The organism is Pedobacter psychrotolerans, from assembly GCF_004340665.1.
Taxonomy (GTDB): Bacteria; Bacteroidota; Bacteroidia; order Sphingobacteriales; family Sphingobacteriaceae; genus Pedobacter; species Pedobacter psychrotolerans.
The window spans coordinates 74,428-97,948 of the sequence record NZ_SLWO01000002.1; the positions used below are offsets into that span (position 1 = coordinate 74,428).

The 23,521-nt window shown below is 36.1% G+C and carries 20 protein-coding genes; 18 read left to right on the forward strand and 2 right to left on the reverse strand.

Annotation, left to right across the window (positions count from 1 at the left end; all coding sequences use genetic code 11):
* Nucleotides 1–106 precede the first annotated feature (106 nt).
* The 4 genes from yihA to EV200_RS04250 all read left to right on the forward strand — a co-directional run bounded on the left by yihA (nt 107) and on the right by EV200_RS04250 (nt 4,268).
* Nucleotides 107–730, forward strand: a complete 624-nt coding sequence (yihA, locus tag EV200_RS04235; RefSeq protein ID WP_029287969.1) for a ribosome biogenesis GTP-binding protein YihA/YsxC — start codon at nt 107–109, stop codon at nt 728–730.
* Nucleotides 731–792: 62 nt separating this feature from the next.
* Entirely contained in the window at nt 793–1,650 is an 858-nt protein-coding gene (locus EV200_RS04240; RefSeq protein ID WP_132529577.1) for a UbiA-like polyprenyltransferase, read from the forward strand.
* Between the two features lie 100 nt (nt 1,651–1,750).
* A complete protein-coding gene (locus EV200_RS04245; RefSeq protein WP_132529578.1) occupies nt 1,751–3,457 on the forward strand; it encodes a M3 family oligoendopeptidase in 1,707 nt (568 codons plus the stop codon).
* Between the two features lie 73 nt (nt 3,458–3,530).
* The gene (locus EV200_RS04250; protein WP_132529579.1) at nt 3,531–4,268 is read left to right on the forward strand and encodes an RFA2 family protein; all 738 of its coding nucleotides are present in this window, start codon (nt 3,531–3,533) and stop codon (nt 4,266–4,268) included.
* Between the two features lie 118 nt (nt 4,269–4,386).
* Here the strand turns inward: EV200_RS04250 and EV200_RS04255 are convergent, their stop codons facing one another.
* The gene (locus EV200_RS04255) at nt 4,387–5,610 is read right to left on the reverse strand and encodes an MFS transporter (protein WP_132529580.1); all 1,224 of its coding nucleotides are present in this window, start codon (nt 5,608–5,610) and stop codon (nt 4,387–4,389) included.
* Nucleotides 5,611–5,887: 277 nt separating this feature from the next.
* Between EV200_RS04255 and EV200_RS04260 the strand changes: the two genes are divergently transcribed.
* Complete coding sequence (locus EV200_RS04260) at nt 5,888–7,837, forward strand: amino acid permease (protein ID WP_132529581.1); 1,950 nt, start codon at nt 5,888–5,890, stop codon at nt 7,835–7,837.
* A 514-nt stretch (nt 7,838–8,351) separates the two neighbouring features.
* Here the strand turns inward: EV200_RS04260 and EV200_RS04265 are convergent.
* Nucleotides 8,352–10,331 (reverse strand): KUP/HAK/KT family potassium transporter, encoded by a 1,980-nt coding sequence (locus EV200_RS04265; protein ID WP_132529582.1) that lies wholly within the window; start codon nt 10,329–10,331, stop codon nt 8,352–8,354.
* A 233-nt stretch (nt 10,332–10,564) separates the two neighbouring features.
* On the opposite strand from EV200_RS04265, the gene EV200_RS04270 reads away from it, so the two are divergent.
* The 13 genes from EV200_RS04270 (at nt 10,565) to EV200_RS04330 (ending at nt 23,398) form a co-directional block, all read left to right on the forward strand.
* On the forward strand, nt 10,565–11,044 hold the full coding sequence (locus tag EV200_RS04270) for a T9SS type A sorting domain-containing protein (protein WP_132529583.1): 480 nt from the start codon (nt 10,565–10,567) through the stop codon (nt 11,042–11,044).
* A gap of 68 nt (nt 11,045–11,112) precedes the next feature.
* The gene (locus EV200_RS04275) at nt 11,113–11,724 is read left to right on the forward strand and encodes a fumarylacetoacetate hydrolase family protein (protein WP_132529584.1); all 612 of its coding nucleotides are present in this window, start codon (nt 11,113–11,115) and stop codon (nt 11,722–11,724) included.
* 3 nt (nt 11,725–11,727) lie between these two features.
* A complete protein-coding gene (locus EV200_RS04280; RefSeq protein WP_132529585.1) occupies nt 11,728–13,461 on the forward strand; it encodes a M23 family metallopeptidase in 1,734 nt (577 codons plus the stop codon).
* A 122-nt stretch (nt 13,462–13,583) separates the two neighbouring features.
* Entirely contained in the window at nt 13,584–14,048 is a 465-nt protein-coding gene (gene bcp, locus EV200_RS04285) for a thioredoxin-dependent thiol peroxidase (RefSeq protein WP_132529586.1), read from the forward strand.
* A 56-nt stretch (nt 14,049–14,104) separates the two neighbouring features.
* On the forward strand, nt 14,105–14,950 hold the full coding sequence (locus EV200_RS04290; RefSeq protein ID WP_132529587.1) for a transketolase: 846 nt from the start codon (nt 14,105–14,107) through the stop codon (nt 14,948–14,950).
* A gap of 132 nt (nt 14,951–15,082) precedes the next feature.
* On the forward strand, nt 15,083–16,042 hold the full coding sequence (locus EV200_RS04295; protein WP_132529588.1) for a transketolase family protein: 960 nt from the start codon (nt 15,083–15,085) through the stop codon (nt 16,040–16,042).
* Nucleotides 16,043–16,136: 94 nt separating this feature from the next.
* Nucleotides 16,137–16,688, forward strand: a complete 552-nt coding sequence (locus tag EV200_RS04300; RefSeq protein WP_444543948.1) for an RNA polymerase sigma factor — start codon at nt 16,137–16,139, stop codon at nt 16,686–16,688.
* Nucleotides 16,689–16,721: 33 nt separating this feature from the next.
* Entirely contained in the window at nt 16,722–17,372 is a 651-nt protein-coding gene (locus EV200_RS04305) for a hypothetical protein (RefSeq protein WP_132529590.1), read from the forward strand.
* A 2-nt stretch (nt 17,373–17,374) separates the two neighbouring features.
* A complete protein-coding gene (locus tag EV200_RS04310) occupies nt 17,375–17,815 on the forward strand; it encodes a hypothetical protein (protein WP_132529591.1) in 441 nt (146 codons plus the stop codon).
* Nucleotides 17,816–17,824: 9 nt separating this feature from the next.
* Complete coding sequence (locus tag EV200_RS04315; RefSeq protein WP_308424125.1) at nt 17,825–19,072, forward strand: aspartate aminotransferase family protein; 1,248 nt, start codon at nt 17,825–17,827, stop codon at nt 19,070–19,072.
* 98 nt (nt 19,073–19,170) lie between these two features.
* Entirely contained in the window at nt 19,171–19,848 is a 678-nt protein-coding gene (locus EV200_RS04320; protein WP_132529592.1) for a response regulator transcription factor, read from the forward strand.
* 277 nt (nt 19,849–20,125) lie between these two features.
* Nucleotides 20,126–21,430, forward strand: a complete 1,305-nt coding sequence (locus EV200_RS04325; protein WP_132529593.1) for a sensor histidine kinase — start codon at nt 20,126–20,128, stop codon at nt 21,428–21,430.
* Nucleotides 21,431–21,499: 69 nt separating this feature from the next.
* On the forward strand, nt 21,500–23,398 hold the full coding sequence (locus EV200_RS04330) for a 7TM diverse intracellular signaling domain-containing protein (protein ID WP_132529595.1): 1,899 nt from the start codon (nt 21,500–21,502) through the stop codon (nt 23,396–23,398).
* Nucleotides 23,399–23,521: the final 123 nt, after the last annotated feature.

Consider the following 23,521-nt stretch of genomic DNA (forward strand, 5'->3'; position numbering starts at 1 on the left):
TTTACAGTTTAGCGATGATTTCAAACTTTACGGACTACTGACAACGCTGGGTTTTCAACTCCTAACTCCAAACGCCCAACTCAAAACTAATTGTTACATTTGCCATATGGTTATCAAAACGGCAACATTTGTTTGCAGCAACACCCAAATTTCGGCATTACCAGCGCCATTAATGCCTGAATATGCTTTTATAGGTCGCTCTAATGTAGGGAAATCCTCTTTAATTAATATGCTAGTGAATCAGCATGGATTGGCTAAAACTTCGCAACGTCCAGGCAAAACACAATTGATTAACCACTTTTTAATTAATGAGAAGTGGTATATCGTCGATCTTCCCGGTTACGGTTATGCAAAAGTTTCAAAAACCAGCAGAGAGAAATGGGAGAAATTTATTCGTGCTTACATTACCAAGAGAGAAAGTTTGCAATGTATTTTTGTCTTGATTGATAGCCGTTTAGATCCGCAGCAAATTGATATTGAATTTTGCTATTGGTTGGGTGAAAAGCAAATTCCATTCTCACTGATATTTACAAAGGCAGATAAACAGGGAATGACAACCACACAAAAGAATGTAGCAGCATTTAGAAAAAAACTGGGTGATTTCTTTGAAGAAATTCCGGCAACGTTTATCACGTCTGCAGAAAAAGGAAATGGGAAAGATGATGTGCTGCAATTTATTAGTGAAGTAAATAAAGATTTTGTCGTTCCGACAGACTATAAAAAGTTTTAAACAGTTAGCAATTTCAGTTTACGGCTGAAAATCGGACACATAAAATATTCGTATATCAATCAATGAAAAAATATTTTTCACTCGTACTATTTGCGCACTCCGTTTTTGCATTGCCATTTGCAATGATTGGCTTCTTTTTGGGTGTAACCACGACTGACAATCCTTTCGAATGGCATAAATTGATTTTGGTTTTGCTTTGTATGGTATTTGCCAGGAATGCCGCCATGGCATTTAACCGCTATCTGGATAGAGATATCGATGCAAAAAATCCCCGTACGCAAATGCGTGATATTCCTGCCGGAAAAGTTTCGGCCAATGAAGCATTAATCTTTGTGATCATCAACTGCGTGTTGTTAATCGCTAGCACATACTTCATCAATCCGATGTGCTTCTATTTATCACCTGTTGCCTTATTTGTGGTGCTGTTTTACAGTTATACTAAAAGATTTACTGCACTGTGTCACCTGGTTCTCGGACTTGGCCTTGCGCTCGCTCCTATTGGTGCTTACATTGCAGTAACAGGTCACTTTGCACTTGTCCCGGTTTTATATTCTTTTACAGTACTTTTTTGGGTAAGCGGATTCGATATTATTTACGCTCTACAGGATGAGGCCTTTGATCGTGAAGAAAAATTACATTCTATTCCTTCTGCACTTGGCATAAAAAATGCACTGAACGTATCCGTTTTACTGCATGTACTTTCAGCAACATGTGTAATCCTACCTGTATTTTTTACTGAATTCAGTTGGGTATATTACGTTGGAATTGTATTTTTCTGCTCTATGTTGATTTATCAGCATTTGCTCGTTAAACCAAATGACATTAGTAAAGTAAACCGGGCGTTTCAGACTTTGAATGGCTATGCCTCTGTGGTATTTGCCGTTTGCTTTTTAATCGACGCTTACATCAGACATAAGTAATAGAAATGAGAGAATTTTGAATAAGGAATGTTTGTCAATATTAAATGCCCTTCAATCATTCCCTAACTCAATAATTTTGTAATTCAATAATTAACAAAATATGATTATAGAAAAAAAAACCAGAACATATATCCCACAAGATTTGACTATTACATGGGAAAGCCTGTCGCCACTATTCACAGAATTACAAAATCGCGAAATCAATAATGTAGAAGCGTTGGAGCAATGGTTGAAAGACCGTTCTGAACTGGAAGCAGCACTTGAAGAGGATTTTGCCTGGCGGTACATTAAAATGAGTTGCGATACAGCCAATGAAGAACTGGTTAAAAGCTTTCAATATTTTGCAGAAGAGATTGAGCCAAAAATTTCACCGCTATCTAACGAATTAAACAAGAAATTTGTGGAAAGTCCTTTTATGGATGATCTGGAGAAGGAAAAATTCTTCGTGTATAGTAGGGCGATTAAAAAAGCGCTGGAAATTTATCGTGAAGAAAACATTGAATTGTTTACACAATTGCAGGTTAAACAGCAAAAATATCAGAGCATCACTGGTGCAATGAGTGTGGAAATTAATGGGCAGGAATATACTTTAGAGCAAGCATCAATTTTCATTAAAGATTTAAATCGTGAAGTTCGTGAACATGCCTGGAAAACCATTCAGCAACGACGTTTAATTGATAAGGATGATCTGAATATTTTATTTGATGAATTAATCAAAATGAGACATCAGGCGGCTTTAAATGCAGGTTTTGAAAACTATCGTGATTATATGTTCCAGGCATTGGGTCGTTTTGATTACACTCCACAAGACTGTTATGATTTTGCCAATGCAATTGAAAAAGAAATTGTTCCCATTTTAAAAGAGCAGGCAGAAAAACGCCGGGAAGCTTTAGGCTTGGAAACGCTAAAACCATGGGATTTAGAGGTGAGCATCAGTGGAAAACCCGCACTGAAACCATTTAATAATGGCGAAGAATTAATTGATAAAAGTATTGCCTGTTTTAACGCCATTGATGAAAATTTAGGCGCAAAACTCGCGACCATGAAGGCCAATCATCTTTTTGATGTAGAGAGCAGAAAAGGTAAGGCTCCGGGTGGATATAATTATCCTCTGGCAGAAACGGGTGCACCATTTATTTTCATGAATTCGGCAAATTCGCTTCGCGATTTAACGACTATGGTTCATGAAGGTGGTCATGCGATCCATACTTTCTTAATTGCAAACCTGGAATTAAATGATTTTAAGCATTGCCCTTCTGAAGTAGCCGAATTGGCTTCCATGAGCATGGAGCTTATATCCATGGACAACTGGCATGTTTATTTTGATAACGAGGAAGATTTGATCCGTGCTAAAAAAGAACAATTGGCAGATGTACTTAAAACTTTACCATGGGTTGCGGTAATTGATCAATTTCAGCACTGGATTTACACCAATCCTGAACATACTGCAGCAGACCGTGAGGAAACCTTTAAGCAGATTTACAGTCGGTTTGGAGCTGGTTTTGCAGATTGGACTGACTTAGAACAACAGTTTGGTAACGGTTGGCAGAAACAACTGCATCTTTTTGAAGTGCCTTTTTATTATATCGAATATGCCATTGCACAGTTGGGCGCTATTGCCGTTTGGAAAAATTATAAAGAAAATCCAGGTCAGGCATTAGATCAATACTTAGCTGCGCTTTCTTTAGGCTACACGAAACCAATTAATGAAATTTATGAAACCGCAGGAATTAAATTTGACTTCAGTGCAGATTATGTAAAGGAATTGGCCAAGTTTGTGAAGGATGAGTTAGAGAAATTAGGATAATTAATACATCTATATTCTTAAGAAGTCGCGGTTAATCCCCGCGACTTTTCTATTTTTAGATAAAAACATTTCTATGCGTGCTTTGAAAATAATATTGATCCTTTTAAGCTTTGCGACAAGCATTTGCCACGCACAGCAAAATAATACTATACAGAAATATACTTTAACAGGTTTTATTAATAAAAAGATTCCGGTTGAATTAAATATTTCCGTTTCCAATCAGCTCATTTTAGGAAACATCAGGTATTTGAATACTAAATTAAAAAAGCCAATTAAAATTATTGGCCTCATAGAGGATCATAATCAGTATTCATTGCATGAATTTGAAAAAGATGGAAATATCAGTGGAAGTATTTATGCTACGCTTAAAAATAATAAACTGGAAGGCAACTGGTCGGCGACTAAAGCTGATACCAGTTATGCTACGTCACTGACTGTTAAAGACAATCCAAATCTTCAACCAGAAATATTTTCTCCGCTTCAACCAGATCAGTTGACAGGTGAATATGCGTATCAATATGGAGATAAAGGTTATCAGGGAAATATTTCAATTAAGAAATTGAGTGGCAACACGTATACTTATGATATTAGTTCCGTCACTCGTGATCCTGGAAGAAACATTGCTGATGCATCGGGAAAGGCTGTTTTAAAAAACAATCAGCTGGTTATTTTGGTGAACAAATCTTGCAAATTCAGGATTAAATTCTATAATGGTTTCTTAATGATTACCCAGGAAAGTCCGGGTCAAATAAGTGATTGCGAATTTGGATTTAATGCAACATTGGAAGGAACTTATTTAAAAGTAAAATAATATTAGCAATAAATTAATCGGTTTAGAACTGTCCATAACATTCCAATACTTTTTGCGACAAATAATTCCACAGATTTAAATGGTTAATACAATAATCTGCGCAATCTATTGAACTATATTAAATCGTTAACTCACCTTTCTTCCTCGTTTTCATAATCACAAACATCACCAATACCGAAATTAAAATCATCACTAGATAGCTATAACTCAAATTACGCTCATCTTTTGCCGGGAAAAGATTAACAACGCCATAGCTTAGGAAAGAAACAATCACATAGGTAATTCCTCCTGTTAAACCACCTGCAATACCTGCATTTTTCGGGAATTTACTTAGACAAAAAGTAAAGTAATTATTAAAAGTATAGCCAGCACCGATATGAATGATAAAGGCGAAAAAGATCAAGGAATATAAATTACTAATCAGGCTTAAGCTTAAAATCATTAAGGTTACAAATAAAAGTTGCAATGCTGAATTAATGGCAAGGCGCCTAAAAAACGGACGGTTAATGGTTGCCTTACCAATAAAACCGCCAACCATCCAGGCAAAGCCTAAAACCAGAGAACTGTAACCCGCAATCACTGGAGAAAATTTCAACTCATGCTCAATGATAAAGGGGCCCGTCATGTTATACACCATTACCATACAATAAGCTAAACCTAACATCACAATACCTAACGTAAAGCATGTGGTTTTAATCATGCTAACATAAATACCGACAATCTTTTTTAATTGGAAATCTGTAAAATGCTTTAATGTTTCTCCGCTGAAAAGAAACTCGAGTAAAGCAAAAACGAGAGCAAAACCAGCAAGAAAGTAAAAGTTGGATTCCCATCCGAAAGCCAGCTGTAAATATCCTCCAACAAAAGGTGCAATAATTGGTCCGGTTGACCAAATGATTGAGAACAGACTTAAATAGTGTTTAAGTTGATCACCTTCAAATAAATCAACAAAATAAGCACGTTTTGCTACAACAATACATCCAACAGTTAAACCATGAATTACCCGCATGAAATAAATCAGATAGATATTATGGGTAATCGCAATTACAATACTGGCAGCAGCAAAAATTAACAGTGCATAAAGGCAAATTTTATACCGCCCGAAACTATCTAAAACACTTCCAATAAATAATTGAGATACCCCATAACTGATCAGAAATATACTTAAGGTAAGTTGAACCTGAATACTGCTCACCTGCATCTCTCCTGCCATGGTAGGTAAAGATGGAATATAGATATCTGTAGCGAAGCCCGAAAGCGGAATTAAAGCAAAAGCAAGAAAAGTGGCTATTTTTTGATTCTTTTCTTTTATGTAGGTGATATTGTCTGAAACCGTTTGCATTTAAAATTAATATTATAATCAAACAATTTTCATTTCTAAAAAATGGCTTGATTCGTTTAAGACGACAAAAGTATCATTTTAGAACATGGATAAATTATGCAAATCAAATAAAGGTTAATGCTTTTCAAACATTCGCAAATTTTGACATTTCACCAATAATGCTCAAATTTTAAACTTTAACATATGTAAAAACACGCTGATTCGAAAATTATATCTTGCTTTAAACGTTTTTAACTGATATTTTTATAAGTTTGAAGAATACTACAAGCAAATTAAGATGTTCGAAAAGCTATTCAGGAAGAAATCTATTTCAAAGATATTAAAAGATGCAGCAAGCGGCTATGGCGATCATGAAAATACACTTCACAAAACACTTGGCGTACGCGATTTAACTGCGTTTGGTATTGCCGCAATCATTGGTGCCGGAATTTTCAGCACGATTGGCAAGGCCAGTGCGGATGGTGGACCTGCAGTAATCTTTCTTTTCATCTTTACTGCTGTTGCTTGTAGTTTCGCTGCTTTTGCTTATGCAGAATTTGCCTCAATGGTCCCGGTTTCAGGAAGTGCCTATACCTACTCTTATGTTGCGTTCGGTGAATTAGTGGCCTGGATCATCGGCTGGTCGCTTATCATGGAATATTCAATCGGAAACATTACGGTAGCGATTTCATGGTCGGATTATTTTACTGGTCTGCTCTCTACCATTAAAATACCCTTTCTCGGCATCAATGGCATCCATGTTCCAGATTGGGCAACAATGGATTACCTAAGTGCCTATAACGGACATGAACATGCTGAAGCATTGCGAGCAGCTGGTAAAAGTATTACAGCCTTGGATCCTGCTACAGCCTTAGCCAATAACGCCTGGCGTACTGCTCCTCAAATTGGTGGCTTCCACCTGGTGGCTGATCTTCCGGCCCTGGGGATTATTATATTAATTACCTGGTTAATTTACCGGGGTATGAAAGAAAGTCGTAATGCCAGTAATGCAATGGTAGTAGTTAAACTGGCAGTGATTTTATTGGTTTTAGCTGTTGGAATATTTTATGTTGACACTAAAAACTGGAACCCTTTTGCACCTAATGGCGTGTCGGGAATTTTAAAAGGTGTATCTGCCGTATTCTTTGCATACATAGGGTTCGATGCGATATCAACCACTGCAGAAGAATGTAAAAACCCACAACGCGATTTACCACGTGGTATGATGTGGGCCATCATCATTTGTACCGTTCTATATGTGGCTATTGCACTGGTTTTAACAGGCATTGTAAGATCAGATACACTTGCTGTAGGTGATCCATTAGCCTTTGTTTTTGATCAGATTAATTTAAAACTAATGAGTGGAATTATCGCTGTTAGTGCGGTATTTGCAATGGCCAGTGTACTTCTGGTTTTCCAAATGGGCCAGCCTCGGATCTGGATGAGTATGAGCAGGGATGGTTTGTTACCAAAATCTTTTTCAAAAATTCACCCCAAATATAAAACACCATCTTTTGCAACTATTGTGGTAGGTTTTGTAGTGGCCGTTCCTTCGCTTTTCATGAATTTAACCATCGTAACCGATCTTTGTTCTATAGGTACTTTATTTGCCTTTGTATTGGTATGCGCAGGTGTGCTGGTATTGCAAAACCGCCCTGATGTGCAACGGGGTAAATTCAAAATTCCATATCTTAACAGTAAATTCATTGTGCCTATTGCACTAATTGCAGCACTGGCATTCGCTTTTGTTCAATTTCAAAAGGAAACCAAAGCCTTCTTCTTCAACACACCAAAAACGATTACTACCGTAAATTTTGTGACTTCTTTAAAAGGTGAGGAACTCAAAATCGTAAAGGAAGAAATTGTTAAAGATGCTGCACCACAAATTATTCTTGCAGAAAAAGTAGATGCGGAATCATACCTAAGCGCCTTACCAGGCGATCGTTATGAACAATTTATCGCTGCATCAAAGGTTTCATTTGACAAGAAATATGAAACTGGCTGGAGCTTGTTCAAACATAAAATCCCCATGTGGATTTTTCTGATCATCTGCGTGATCATCTCCTATTATTGCATCACTAAAAACCTATCACTGATTCCGGTTTTAGGATTAATCAGTTGTTTGTATATGATGTGTGAACTGGGAATTTCCAACTGGATCGGTTTTGGAATCTGGCTGGTTATCGGATTGATTGTTTATTTTGCATACGGCTACAGACACAGTAAGTTAGCTCATCCTGAAGTTTAATTTTTCTAAGCAAGATACTGACTAATGAGAAGTGTCCGCTATCGGTTTGCAACGTACGAACAGATATCATGCTCAGATTCAGTTTCGGTCGGTGGAGACACACGACCGATAAGAAAGTCTGCTTTCGGTTGGTATTTACATTCAGTTAGTGTTACTGTAAGTGTTCGGAAGATTATGATTTGTAGATTGAAAACGGATAACCACCCCCTACCCCTCCTAAATTAGGAGGGGAGTTCCCCTTATAGTTGTATAACAAAAAGCACTAATTCAATCTTAGATTGGTATTATCACCATGTGTTCGGAAGATTATGCCTTCGGTTGGTGTTATCACCAAACGACAAGTAAATCTATTTACGCTATCCACTTCGTTTTTTGAACACAAAAATAGTTAGTATAATAAGCCCTATTCCGGAAAGAATAAGGTAATATTCGCTATGTGGCAAACCATTTACCTTGGCTGCAGGCCCTACTATAAATAATAAAACAGCAAATACTATTAATAAGTTCTTGATCATTATACAGCCAATCTATTCAACTCAATATCGTCAGGCGTAACAAATATTAAAGGAACCTTTTCTACATCCACATAACTGCTATCCAAGCCAAAACTGCGTTCTTCTGATAAACTTAACTTTTTAAGGATAAAATAATAATCCATAATCTGACGCTCGTAGAAACTCAGCTTAGTAAATTTAGACAGGTGTTTTTCCAACAATACAAACCTGAAATCTCCTGCAATTTTATGTTTATTCAAAGATTTATACTGACTGGTAATGTCTATTTCTCCATTTTTCACCAATTCTTCAACCACTTTACGGTAGAGTAGGTTTACACGTTGTTCCACTCTGAAACCTAATCTAAAGTCAATTCGGATTAACTTCCCTGGGATTAAAAATTCTACTTTGTAATCCATTGTATACGGCTCATCCATTACATCAACGTGAACCAACCAATATACATCAGCTCGTTTAGGTTCTTTCTGAATAATGGAGTAAATAATCTTGGATTCTATCTCTGTTTTAAAATTTGCACTGGTTAAATAAACCAACTGTGAAGAATATTTTGGAACAGATTCATCACTACTTAATTCACTTAAAATTTGATAGTAATCTTCAATCTCCACATATTTCACAAAACGGTTTTTAATTTTTCTGGCTACAAACCAGCTCCACATGATGGTAAACAACAATGATCCGATTAATACGGTTACCCAACCACCATGCACAAATTTGGTTAAGTTACTCACTAAAAATGTTCCTTCGATAACGATGTAAGTCAGGAAGAAAATCAAAATAGAATATTTAGGGAATCTTCTGCTCCGCAGGTAATAACTCACTAAAATAGTTGTCATTAACATGGCTATAGTGATAGATAAACCATAAGCCGCGTCCATTCGTTCAGACTCTTTAAATAATAATACGATACCGCAGCAACCAATCCACAACATCCAGTTAATAGATGGAACATATAACTGACCTTTTGAAACCGTAGGATAAACAATTCGGATTTTTGGCCAGAGGTTTAAACGTACAGCTTCGGATATCAAAGTGAACGAACCACTAATCAATGCTTGAGAAGCAATAATTGCAGCCATAGTAGCTAAAATAACCATACCAATTTGAAACTGTTCAGGCACAATCATAAAGAAAGGATTCATTTTTGCACCAGGCATAAAATTACCTGAGTTTTGTAGTATCCAAACGCCCTGACCCAAATAGTTAAGAATTAAAGTAAGTTTAACAAAAATCCAGCTGATTCTGATATTGTTTCTTCCGCAGTGACCAAGATCGGAATATAATGCCTCGGCTCCAGTGGTACATAAGAATACACCACCCAAAATATAAAATGCATTGTGATTTGTGACCAATAAATGCATCGCATAATATGGATTCAATGCCCTTAAAATGCTAAAGTCTTTAATGATAAAGGAAACACCTATAACCCCTAAAATAGCAAACCATACAAACATTACAGGTCCAAATAGTTTTCCAACCAGATTGGTACCAAACTGCTGAATAATAAACAGCATGGATAAAATGGTTAAAACAATTGGGATAACCGGAACATCAAATTTACTGGTTAAACCCTCAATTGCCGAAGTTACTGTAATACTAGGTGTAATAATTCCATCTGCTAATAAAGCACATCCACCAATAATAGCAGGAACAACGAGCCATTTAGCCTTTTTCCTTACCAAAGAGAACAATGAAAAAATACCTCCCTCTCCCTTATTATCGGCCCTCAAGGTTATAATAACATATTTGATGGTTGTTTGAAGTGTCAATGTCCAGATAATACAGGATAGTACGCCTAAAACAACATCAGGTGTGATGGCACCGGGATTGGTAACTACACCATCTCTGACACCTAAAATAATTTTAAAAATTGCATTGAGCGTATATAGAGGCGATGTACCAATATCTCCAAATACGATTCCTAAACTGATCAGAACCCCACCGGCGGTTAATGCATTAACATTTTTATGATTTGACACTTTTATGTTTTTTAGTGGGGGCAAAAGTAAACTATGTCTAACAAATTAACAACCAAATTATTGTGTATTTTTAACATGATTGAAAACAGGTATTTTTGTTAAATTGTGTTAAAATATAGCTTTCAAACAAAATGTTTAATTTCTTTGTTTAAAATTAATACATTTGCTTCACCAATTTGATGAAACTCTACACTAGGATAACGTTACTCACAAAATTTATATGCACATTGTGTATGGTTTTGTTGTGTAGTTTAAATTCCTGGTCGCAACAAGCCGATAGTATTCACATCAGCTTAAAAAATAAATCAAAAAAATCAATCAGAGTACCAGAAATAAAGGCAAATATCGAATCTTATAAACCGATGTTTGGTACATTTGGCTATTCTGGAGTTTACAATTCCTATTCAAGCGTTACAAAAAGCGTTACTGTTGCTCCAGCAAAAGATAAATTGTTAACAGTCGTAAAAATTTATCCCAATCCAGTTGAAGATCAATTAAATATCATTTTAGCTATTGGCAAAGATGGTACCCAAACCACAATAAAAATTATAGATTTATTAGGTAATGAAGTGGTTACACTTTCAAATGAACGCTTAAATGCTGGAGAGCAAACCAAAAGCTTCAATATTCCAAGCCGTCTAAATGCAGGCATCTACTTTTTAAGGGTAACAGCAGGGTCAGAAAGCCAGGTAAAACGAATCTCAGTTTTATAAAATCATTTTCTTTTCTATTTTTGGAAAGGTATGAGCGATCTCATACCCACACTCTATACCCATAAGAAATGAAAATTATAGCCATAGGCCGGAATTATGCTGAACACGCTAAGGAACTAAATAATCCCGTTCCAACTACTCCGGTCATTTTTATGAAGCCAGATACGGCCTTATTAAAAGATAACAAACCTTTCTACCTTCCCGATTTTTCTGACGACATTCATTATGAACTTGAAGTGGTTTTAAAAATATGCAAGGAAGGAAAGCACATCGCCGAAAAATTTGCTTCAAATTATTATGACGAGATTGGTTTAGGAATTGATTTTACAGCCCGCGACATCCAAAGTAAACACAAGGAAAAAGGCCTCCCATGGGAGTTGGCCAAAGGCTTTGACCATTCTGCACCCGTAAGTATCTTTTTGCCTAAGAGCGATTTTGAAAATTTATACCTTTTGGACTTTGAATTAAAAATTAATGGTGAAACACGCCAGCATGGCCACACTAAAGATTTATTGTTCTCCTTCGAAAAGATCATCAGCTTTGTTTCGAAGTATATTACTTTAAAAAAAGGTGATTTGATTTTTACAGGTACACCTGAAGGGGTTGGCCGTGTTAATCAAGGTGATAAGTTAGCCGCGTGGCTAAATGGCAAACAACTTTTAAATTTTGAAGTTAAATAAGGAATGATTAAAAAACCGATCCTGAATCTATTTAATATCTCACTTTTTATTTGTTGTTCTATAACCACTAATGTGCTTCATGCGCAGCAAATATTCAGCAACAATAAATATCCCATTACAGATTTCAGACAACCACTGGATATCACTCCTCCCGCCCTCGCAGGTTCCTTTGGAGAAATAAGAGGCAACCACTTTCACTCAGGTGTGGATTTTAGAACCAATCAAAGAGAAGGCTATCCGGTTTATGCAGTTGCAGACGGCTACATTTCGAGGTTAAGGGTTCAAAATAGTGGCTTCGGACAGGCACTTTATATCAATCACCCAAATGGTTTTACTACAGTGTATGGGCACTTACAACGGTTTTCACCAAAAATTGCCACTATTGTAAAAAATCTGGAGTATGAGAAGAAATCATTTGAGATTGATGAATTTCCAGATGCAACACTTATTCCGGTACATAAAGGTGAAGTAATTGCCTGGTCAGGTAACCGCGGCAGTTCTGGTGGCCCGCATTTACATTTTGAAATCAGGGATACCAAAACCGAAGAGACTATTAACCCACAGTTCTTTGGAATTATCATCCCGGATAACATCCCTCCAGTTATTCATGGTTTATACGTTTACCGTTTAAACGGCAAAACATTTAATGAATTTACACCTAAACAAGCTATTGGCATTACGGGTGCAAATGGAAATTATAAAGCTGTTGCACCAGTTAGTTTAACTGGTGAAGTTGGTTTTGGAGTAGTTACCACAGATCGGCATAATGGTGCATCTGGCACAAATGGTGTGTATTCTATTCAACTGGAACTGGATGGAAAGATGATTTATACTTCTGCACTGGAGCGTTTTGCTTTCGAAAACAGTAAAGCGATTAATTCACATATTGATTATCCAACATACCTCAATACCAAAAGAAGTATTCAGAAGAGTTTTATCGATCCTGGAAACCCGTTAAAAATTTACAGCGGATTGGTAAACAGCGGAAAAATTAATTTTAATGATGGCGGCACGCATCAGCTTCGCTATATCATAACAGATTCTAAAGGCAATTCTTCCATTTTACCTTTTACCGTAAATGCAGGAAATGCACCATCCGTGGCACCAATTACTCCATCAGGCCTTATCTATCCGTACAATAAAGTAAATGAATTTAATACGGAGGATATTAAAGTGGTGTTTCCAAAAGGAACTTTGTATAATGATTTAAACTTTGTTTATAAAAAGCTTCCAAAACCAGCAGGAAATGCATGGTCCGCTATCCATCAAATTCACAACCGATATACCCCACTTCATGTTGGTTTTGATTTATGGATTAAAGCCGATCAGCTTCCGGAGAATTTAAGATCAAAAGCACTAATCGTCAATTCAAATGGCTCTACACAGGGCGGTTCCTATGATAACGGCTTCGTAAAAGCAACACCAAGAAACTTCGGCAGTTTTTACATTGCAGTTGATACCATTGCTCCACGGATTTCACCAATTAATATTGCCGATGGAAAAAGCATGGCTGGTTTATCAAAAATGATTTTTAAAATCAGTGATAATTTATCGGGAATTAAAAGTTTTAACGGCTACCTGGATAGCAAATGGATATTAATGGAATTTGATGCAAAAACTGCAACACTTTGGCACAGCTTTGATGAGCGAACTACAACAGGCAAGCATTCATTTGAACTCGTCGTTATTGATATGAAAGAAAACGTAAGACGATACACGATACATTTTTCCAAATAAATGGTAAAAATGTTTTAAAATGTCATCTTTTAAATCCCTGTGAACAGGATAGTAATTTAAACTGTTTACATTGCAGCATTAATTAATAGATCCATGAACATCAAAATTCAATCATTTTATATATGGCAGAATTAAAAGAAGGTGACCCGGCACCAGCAATTACATCAAAAAATCAAAGCGGAAATGAAGTTTCGCTAAATGATTACAAGGGTAAAACCGTAGTGCTTTATTTTTACCCTAAAGATGATACCCCTGGCTGCACAGCTGAAGCTTGCGATTTCAGGGATAATTATCAAGGCCTTCAAGCCAAGGGTATTGTGGTTTTAGGTGTAAGTATAGATGATGAAAAATCACATCAGAAATTTATTACCAAACACAACCTGCCTTTTACCTTACTGGCAGATACCGACCAGAAAATCGTAAATGATTATGGCGTATGGGTAGAAAAAAACATGTACGGAAAGAAATATATGGGTACCGCTCGTACAACATTTATTATAGATGGTGAAGGTAAAATTGCCCACATTATTAAAAAAGTTGACACCAAAAATTCAACCCAACAGGTACTCGATTTAATCAATAACTAATTATGATATAGCAAGTAAAATATTAACTTTGCTATGTAACAACAACCTCATATTTAATGAAACATACAATTAAAGAGCTAGAAGATATTGCCTCGCAAATCAGAAGAGATATTGTAAGAATGGTTCACGGATGTCAGTCTGGACACCCAGGCGCTTCGCTTGGATGTGCTGATTTCTTTACGGCTTTATATTTTGAAGTATTGAACCATAAAACAGATTTTACCATGGAAGGTGCCGGAGAAGATTTATTCTTCTTATCCAACGGACACATATCTCCGGTATGGTACAGCACACTTGCACATGCTGGCTATTTTGATAAAAGCGAATTAGTTACCTTCCGTAAACTGGGTTCAAGATTACAAGGACACCCAACCACACATGAACATTTACCTGGAATTCGCATTGCATCAGGATCATTAGGTCAGGGATTATCAGTTGCTATCGGTGCAGCTTTAGCAAAAAAATTAAACGGTGATCAATCTCATATTTTTGCATTACTTGGTGATGGAGAATTACAGGAAGGACAAAACTGGGAAGCAGCTATGTTTGCTCCTTTTAATAAAGTAGACCATTTAATTGCATCAGTTGATTATAATGGACAACAAATTGATGGACCCACCAGTAAAGTACTTGCCTTAGACGATTTACAAGCAAAATTTGAAGCTTTTGGATGGCACGTAATCAATACCGATGGTAATGATATGCAGGCTATTGTTGAAGGTTTACATTATGCTAAAACACTGACTGGAAAAGGTAAGCCAATTTTAAATTTAATGAGCACACAAATGGGTGCTGGTGTTGATTATATGGTTGGTTCGCATAAATGGCATGGTACAGCACCAAATGATGAGCAATTGGCTTCAGCATTGGCGCAGTTACCAGAAACTTTAGGGGACTATTAAACTAGATTTGAGACAATAGACATGAGATTTGAGACGAATTGTCGCCTGATCTCACATCTAAAATCTCATATCTAAAACACAATGAAAACCTGCGAAGCAAGCTTGAACGCAGCTAATTAAAAATATAATATCGTGAAAAAATACACATACACAGAGAAAAAAGACACACGTTCGGGATTTGGTGCTGGCTTACATGAAGCCGGAAAGAAAAACGAAAACGTAGTTGCATTATGTGCTGATTTAGTGGGATCGCTTAAAATGGATGCTTTCATTAAGGATTTCCCTGAGCGTTTTACACAAGTTGGTATTGCAGAAGCCAATATGATTGGGATTGCAGCCGGTATGACCATTGGTGGTAAAATTCCCTTCACCGGAACCTTTGCCAACTTTTCAACAGGTCGTGTTTACGATCAGATTCGTCAATCGGTAGCCTATTCTAATAAAAATGTTAAAATTTGTGCTTCACATGCAGGTTTAACACTTGGTGAAGATGGTGCAACTCACCAGATTCTAGAAGATATCGGTTTAATGAAAATGTTGCCAGGAATGGTGGTGATCAATCCTTGCGATTATAACCAAACCAAAGCTGCAACCATGGCCATTGCAGAATACGAAGGTCCGGTTTATTTACGTTTTGGACGCCCCGTAATTCCAGTATTTACAGATCCTGATCAAAAATTTGAGATTGGTAAAGCATGGATGGTGAACGAAGGAACTGATGTAACCATTATTGCTACCGGCCATATGGTTTGGAAAGCAATTGAAGCAGGTGAGCAATTGGCTGAACTGGGTATTGATGCAGAAATCATCAACATTCACACCATCAAACCTTTAGATGATGAAGCCATTTTGAAATCAGTTAAGAAAACAGGTTGCGTAGTTACCTGTGAGGAACACAACAAATTTGGCGGTTTAGGTGAAAGTGTTGCACGTTTACTAACGACTGAATTACCTACTCCACAAGAATTTGTAGCTACAAATGATACTTTTGGTGAAAGCGGTACACCTGATCAATTAATGTCTAAATATGGCTTAGATGCGGTAAACATTGTTGAAGCAGTTCAAAAAGTAATCGGCAGAAAAAAAGCATAAATTAAATCACTTTAAAGGCACGAAGCACACTAATAAAAATTGGTAGTCTTGGTGCCTTTTTGGTAGTAAATACTAATATTCCTCGATGAAACCAATTGAAGATTCGCAAATTCTTGAAATGTTTGCCATCGAGAAAACCCGCGATGAGGCTTTCAATTTACTTTTAAAAAAATATCAGCAGAAAATTTATTGGCACATCAGGCGATTGGTACTTAACCATGATGACTGTGACGATTTGTTACAAGAGGTTTTTGTAAAGGTGTGGAAGAATCTTGATAAATTTAGAAATGACTCGCAACTGTATACCTGGATTTATCGCATTGCTACTAACGAATCCATTACTTTCCTTAACAAGCAAAAGCTAAAAAACAACACGCCTCTGGATGAGGTATCTTCAGAATTGGCTGAAAACCTTGTAGCTTCTTCTTACTTCAATGGAGATAAATTAGAATTAAAGTTGCAAAAAGCCATTCTTACCCTTCCCGAAAAACAACGCCTGATCTTTAACATGAAATATTTTGGAGATATGAAATATGAAGAAATTTCGCAGGTATTGGGAACATCAGTTGGGGCTTTAAAAGCATCTTTTCATATTGCTGCAAAAAAAATTGAAGCTTTTATCACAAATGATGAAATAGATTATTAAACCTTTTCACTCTAATTGTATCCTATATCTGTGATGAATGAAAATATAGAAAATAACGATTGGAAAAAGGATGTTCCTGCCCTAACCGCAATGCAGAAACGCAATCCTTTTATTATTCCAAATGGATATTTCGACAGTGTGGAGGATAGAGTGAAGTCTGCTATCTTTATAGATGGTTTGAATAAAGAATTGAGTGGCGATAGTTTTGAGGTTCCACAAAATTATTTTGAAAATCTCTACGAGCGTATCCAAACAAATGTTAAGTTATCAGCGCTGCCAAAAGCCGAGCAATCTTTTTCTGTTCCAGAACAATATTTTGAGGGCTTAAAGCATAAAATTACAAACAGAATAGCTGCTGAGCAACCTATAAAAACTGTAAAAATTATCCCGCTTTGGAGACGAAACATTTTAAAATATGCTAGTGCAGCCTGCTTCGTTTTAATGGCATCATTTGGTGCTTATTTCTATCAAAACAACGCATCATCAATACCTGCTCAAACCTCATCTGCAGAACTTTCAAACGATCAACTGCTGTATGATATTGATGAAAACACCATCATTGAGCATTTAGAGGAACAAAATACCACATCAGCAAATAATACTTCTGCGTCAGATACAGAAATGGAAAACTATCTATTGAGCAATTTCTCTTCGAGTGATTTATCTCATGAATTAAATAACTAATAATGAAAAACTTACTATTCAGTGCATTAATATTCCTATTGCCCATTACGCTTTTGGCACAAAGACCAAAAAGCGAAGAAATAGAATCACTTAAAATAGCTTATTTTACCCAAAAACTTGCTTTATCTCCAGATGAAGCAAAAATCTTCTGGCCGATATATAATGATATGCAGAGCGAGCAAAATGCCCTACGCAAAGAACGCATGCAAAAAATGATTTCCTTCAGAAAAGTAAATGAAATAGATAACCTTACTGATGCTCAGGTTCAAAGTTTAATTACCAGCGAATTTGATTTTAAACAAAGAGATCTCAATCTGGATAAAAAGTATTACAGTAAATTTAAATCAAAACTACCTATCAAAATCATTGGGAAATTTTACCGGGCTCAGGAAGGATTTAAAAGGGAACTGCTGAATAAATTTAGAGGAGGCCAGAAAAATTAAACGAAAGACTTGCAGTACGCAGGTCTTTTTGTTTTAAAGGCTATTGTATTTCCGTACTTTTGTGCCATGCTTACACAACGTCAGTTGTTTTTACAACACAATGCACAAACCTCTCCCGAACCACTTATGCTCGAATTTGTACGGGCCAAAGGCGTTTACATTTACGATTCATCTGATAAAAAACATTTAGATTTAATTGCCGGTATTGGTGTGAGCAATGTTGGTCACTGCCATCCAGCGGTGGTTAAGGCTATTCAGGAGCAAGCTGAAACCTATATGCATTTAATGGTATATGGTGAGTATGTACAAACACCACAAGTAAATTTTGCCAAAGCTTTAGCCGATATTTTACCCGAAAGCTTAAGTTGTACTTATTTTTTAAATTCTGGTACCGAAGCGGTAGAAGGTGCCATGAAACTGGCTAAACGCTACACAGGCAAAAAAGGCTTTATTGCCTGTAAAAATGCTTATCATGGTAGTACACAGGGTGCCGAAAGTTTAATGGAAAGTGATTTCTATTCCTCAGGTTACGGTCCATTTTTACCACATGTTAGCTTCATTAGGCATAATAATATCGCTGATTTAACTAAAATAACAGAAGAAATTGCAGCTGTTTTTATTGAACCTATACAGGGTGAAGCTGGAATCAGGGTAGCTGACCTGGATTATATGGTGGCCTTAAAAGCAAAGTGCCAGGAAACCGGAACCTTATTGATTTTCGATGAAATTCAATCAGGCTTCGGGAGAAGTGGTAAAATGTTCGCCTTTGAGCATTATAATATAGTACCAGATGTTCTGCTTCTGGCAAAAGGAATTGGTGGCGGCATGCCCATCGGTGCTTTTATCAGTTCGTTGGAAATTATGTCCGTTCTATCACATACCCCAATTTTGGGACATATGACCACTTTTGGAGGTCACCCGGTTTGTTGCGCAGCCGGTTTAGCTACCCTAAGAACTTTGGTGGATAATGGAATTGTTGAAGATGTAGAAGAAAAAGGGCAATTATTTAAGTCGCTGTTAAAACATCCTGCAATTAAAGAAATCAGAGGGAAGGGTTTGATGCTGGCCGTTGAATTTGAAAGTTTCGAAGTGAACAAAAAAATTATCGATGCCTGTATCTTAGATGGTGTACTTTCGGATTGGTTTCTTCACTGCAGCAATTCCATGCGTATTGCTCCTCCCCTTATCATCACTAAAACAGAAATTGAGGAAGCCTGCAGCATTATCCTGAAAAATATTAACTTAGTTCTTGAGTAAAAGGTTGAATGATTAAAGCTGAAAGAATAAAGCTTAAAGACTAAAGCAAAGTGACAAACAAACGATTAAAAGCTCAAAGTATATAAATAAATACCAAAATGAACGTACTTATAGTTGAAGATGAAAAAAGCCTGGCGCTAGAAATGGATGAATTTTTAAGCAAAGAAGGATTTATAGTTGAACATGCCTGGAAAAAATCATCTGCAGAAGAAAAAATATTTGTTAACAACTACGATTTCATTTTACTTGATTTAGGCCTACCCGATGGCGATGGTTTTGAGGTATTGAAACAACTTAAAGCCATTAAAGACCGTGATGATGCCGTAATCATTTTAACCGCCAGAAGTGCAGTTGATGATCGCATTAAAGGTTTAGATGAAGGTGCAGATGACTATTTACCAAAACCCTTCTCCTTAAATGAGCTTTTAGCACGCATGCATGCCATCATCAGAAGGAAACATAAACTTGAAAAAAACGAAGTTAATATCCATAATTTTCTGTTAAACATTCAAAATAGAACGGTTTCTTTTGGTGAAGAACGACTCAATTTAACCAAAAAAGAATTCGAAATCTTTAACTACCTCGTATTAAACAAAAATCGCGTAGTGTCTAGAATGAGCTTGACTGAACATGTTTGGGGCGATATTTTAGAAGTTAATTCTGACTCCAACTTTGTAGATGTACACGTTAAAAATTTACGCAAAAAATTGGCCGCAACCACTCCTATCGATTGGTTTGAAACCGTAAGAAGTATTGGATACAGGATTAACTGTTAAGCAGAGAGATGGTGATTTTGGGAAGATGGTAAGTTGATGAAATCGGTTAGAAGGTTAGATGTTTAGTTGGTAAGCTGAAGTTTGAGGAGATGTCAAATCGACCAATAAGATTATAAAATTTATATTTTAGATACCTTAATGCTTTAAACAAATTAAGACCTTATCCATCTACCGCTCTAAACGCCTAATCCTCTAACCCAACTTTCTCAACTAAACGCCTAACCCATACTAACCCTCTAACACAAATCTACCAACTGACCACCTAACCAACTCCCCCATGAAATTACAGGTTAAGTTTTCTTTATACAATGCGGTAACTAAAATTGCTATTATATTGCTTTTAGGAGCTGCCATTTTATTTTCATTGGAAAGACTTGCCTATAATCAACTGGATAATCGACTGATTAAGAAAAAGAATAAGATTATCAAAAACCTGACGGATAGCGAAATTGATAGCTTACTCAATAATCAAGATTCTTTTACTGACTACAATATTTTAAAAGAGGAGTTCATTGTTTTACAAGATATTCCCGACAATCAGAAGGATTCTTCAGCGATTGTTTACACAGAGCGACGTGAAATTGAAGGCAATATTGAAGTCTACCGCATTTTAAATTACAAATTTTCTTACCACACCAATTGGTATAACCTGGAAATTGGTGAAACCATGACGACCCTCCAGTCAATTAAAAATTCTATTCGTTTTTATACACTCATTGTACTGGTTATTGCCCTATTGATCACTCTAGTGGCTGATTACGCTTTTTCAAATTATTTACTCAAACCTTTTTACCTGATCATTGATAAAAAAATCAATAAGGTTGATGATCCCTTACATTATAATTACCAGAATATTCCCACTACTACCGAAGATTTTAAAATGCTAGATAATAGCGTAAACACATTGATGCGAAAAATAAACACCCTTTTTGCACTCGAAAAACAGTTTATTGCTAACGTTTCACATGAATTGCTGACACCTATTTCTATTTTAAGCACACGCTTTGAAAATATGTTAAACACGCCGGAAATTCCGGTAGAGCATGAGAATAAAATTTATGCATCGATTAAAACACTGAATAGGCTGAAGGTGATTATTAATAGTTTGCTTTTAATTTCAAAAGTTGAAAATAACCAATACCTGAAAACGGAAGAGATAGACCTTCGGGAAAAACTCAACGATATTTATGAAGATCTGGAAGATAGAATAGCCGATAAAAATATCAGCTATCAGATTGATATACGCGATGATTATAAGTTCATTGGTAATAAGGCACTCATGCATACACTCCTGATGAACGTGATCAACAACGCAATAAAATATAACCGTGAAGGCGGACAAATATCAATTACTGGTAATGTCATTAATCAAAAATATGTGCTTACTGTTTCAGATAATGGATTTGGTATGAGTGAAGAACTGGTGGCAAATGCTTTTGACCGTTTTAAAAGGGGAAATACTGAAGAGAATGGATTTGGTTTAGGCCTGGCTATTGTTCAAAGTATAGCCATTTTCCATAAAATTGATATTGAAATTAAATCTGTAGAAAACGTAGGTACCAGCATTTCTATGATTTTTTAGACCACATACAAGTTAATCAATCCATCAGTTTCATCTATTTCAATTTCGTACCTTTGAAGCTACATGCCGATGCCACTATTTTTTAAGAAAGTATTTCTGCTCGTTATAGGCTTTTTATTATGGCTTGTACCAGATTTGATGGCTCAAAAAGTGGTACAAATACAAGCGTCTGCTCCTCAACATATTTTTACTTTTAAAGAAATTGAGGTTTTGGAAGATCCGGCTGATCAATATGAAATTAATCAAATCAGCAGTAAAGCATTCGAACATTTGTTCAAGGCCAGTATCACCAGCACACCACAAACCAAAAATCTTAATAAAACTTATTGGTTTCGAATAAAAATCAGAGGGAATGAAAAAGTAGAAAAACCATTTCTGCTGGAGTTTTTTGATCAAACCATTGATCACATTACAGTCTTCATTCCACAGGCTGATGGCACTTACCATATTGAATCATTAGGCGATACTCATAATTTCAATAAAAGGCTGATCAACCATAAAAACTTTGAAATTCCCATTAAAAATAGCTCCAATAATGTTCGAACATATTATTTTAAAATAAAATCATCTCAAATTTCAGATATCATTATTGTGTTGAGGTCTGCCGAATGGTTTATTTCATATGCACTAGATGAATACTTCTATTTTGGAATTTTTTATGGAATGATCCTGGTCTTCAGTTTCTACAACCTGATTATGTATATCTCTATCAGGCAGAAACAATATCTGTATTATGTTCTCTATAACCTGAGTGTTGGATTTTTCGAAATGAGTACCGATGGTATTGCGTATCAATACCTGTGGCCAAATGCACCAGCTTGGAATCAGGTAGCCTATGCATTTGCCCTTTGTACCACCAGTGTATTTGCCCTGCTTTTCACCAGAGAATTATTACTGGTTAAATCAAAGGCACCAAAAATAAACAGGTTAATTACGGGTGTGATCATCTTAAGGATTATCTTTTTTTCATACTGTTATCTTTTTGATCAGACTTTATTCAGCTTTAAATTTATAGAGGCTATCCCCCTTTCAGTGGCTTTCTTTACCGGAATCTATATTTACAAAAAAGGCTATAAGCCTGCCCGCTTCTTTGTGCTGGGCTATAGCTTTCTGTTTATAGGCTTTGTGCTTAAGTTCTTAATCATGCTGGGTATCGATTGGCTGAACTTTGGTGTCATCAGTTATTACAGTCTTAGTTTTTGTTTCATTATGGAAATGGTTTTCTTATCCTTTGCCATTGGAGATAAGGTAAGAATTTTGAAATTGAACAGGGATAAGGCGCAACAAAAAATCATCCGCCAAATGGCAGTTAATGCCAAATTAAAGGATACGGTAAACCGTGAACTGGAAAGTAAAGTAGAAGAACGTACACGTGATGTTTTTCACAAATCATTAATTATTGAAAGCAAGAACCAAGCTTTAGAAGAAGCGAATATTTTACTGCAAAAGCAAGCTGAAGAGATTTCAAGAATGAATGTTTTATTGGAGCAGGATAATGAAGAGCTTCAAACCAATGTTGAAAAAATAACCCGTGATCGGGTTATGAATACTGAGGTGGATTTTGAGGAGTTTAGTAAAATTTACCCTGACAAAGAAACCTGCTATGAGTTTTTAGCAGAACTTAAATGGAAAAATGGCTACCACTGTAGAAAATGCAGCAATGATCATTATTTTAGTGGTCACATCTTACATAGCCGCCGTTGTAGTAAATGCGGTTATGAAGAATCAGTTACTACTTACACCATTTTTCACAATACACGGATTCCGATTAATAAAGCCTTCTATATGATTTTCCTGATTTATTCATCAAAAGGAAAAATCTCTTCACATAAACTTTCAGAGTTACTTACCATCAGACAAAGTACTTGCTGGACTTTCGGATCTCGAATTAAAAAAGTGATGGAGGACCGCAAGAAAACACTTAAAAAAAGTGGTAAAAATGGTTGGAGCCAGCTCGTAATTGAATAATAAGTCTTGCTAATTAGTCACATTTATGTTATTTGGTTAAATCAGCAAAAATAATTTGATCGGTATTTAAGCGTATCAAAATCGCCCCGAAGCCTTATCCATTCCTTTAACTTAATAACTGAT

Coding starts and splice junctions, on each gene's coding strand:
- yihA (WP_029287969.1), top strand. CDS start 107: ATGGTTATCAAAACGGCAACATTTGTTTGCAGCAACACCCAAATTTCG.
- EV200_RS04240 (WP_132529577.1), top strand. CDS start 793: ATGAAAAAATATTTTTCACTCGTACTATTTGCGCACTCCGTTTTTGCA.
- EV200_RS04245 (WP_132529578.1), top strand. CDS start 1,751: ATGATTATAGAAAAAAAAACCAGAACATATATCCCACAAGATTTGACT.
- EV200_RS04250 (WP_132529579.1), top strand. CDS start 3,531: ATGCGTGCTTTGAAAATAATATTGATCCTTTTAAGCTTTGCGACAAGC.
- EV200_RS04255 (WP_132529580.1), bottom strand. CDS start 5,610: ATGCAAACGGTTTCAGACAATATCACCTACATAAAAGAAAAGAATCAA.
- EV200_RS04260 (WP_132529581.1), top strand. CDS start 5,888: ATGTTCGAAAAGCTATTCAGGAAGAAATCTATTTCAAAGATATTAAAA.
- EV200_RS04270 (WP_132529583.1), top strand. CDS start 10,565: ATGGTTTTGTTGTGTAGTTTAAATTCCTGGTCGCAACAAGCCGATAGT.
- EV200_RS04275 (WP_132529584.1), top strand. CDS start 11,113: ATGAAAATTATAGCCATAGGCCGGAATTATGCTGAACACGCTAAGGAA.
- EV200_RS04280 (WP_132529585.1), top strand. CDS start 11,728: ATGATTAAAAAACCGATCCTGAATCTATTTAATATCTCACTTTTTATT.
- bcp (WP_132529586.1), top strand. CDS start 13,584: ATGGCAGAATTAAAAGAAGGTGACCCGGCACCAGCAATTACATCAAAA.
- EV200_RS04290 (WP_132529587.1), top strand. CDS start 14,105: ATGAAACATACAATTAAAGAGCTAGAAGATATTGCCTCGCAAATCAGA.
- EV200_RS04305 (WP_132529590.1), top strand. CDS start 16,722: ATGAATGAAAATATAGAAAATAACGATTGGAAAAAGGATGTTCCTGCC.
- EV200_RS04310 (WP_132529591.1), top strand. CDS start 17,375: ATGAAAAACTTACTATTCAGTGCATTAATATTCCTATTGCCCATTACG.
- EV200_RS04320 (WP_132529592.1), top strand. CDS start 19,171: ATGAACGTACTTATAGTTGAAGATGAAAAAAGCCTGGCGCTAGAAATG.
- EV200_RS04325 (WP_132529593.1), top strand. CDS start 20,126: ATGAAATTACAGGTTAAGTTTTCTTTATACAATGCGGTAACTAAAATT.
- EV200_RS04330 (WP_132529595.1), top strand. CDS start 21,500: ATGCCACTATTTTTTAAGAAAGTATTTCTGCTCGTTATAGGCTTTTTA.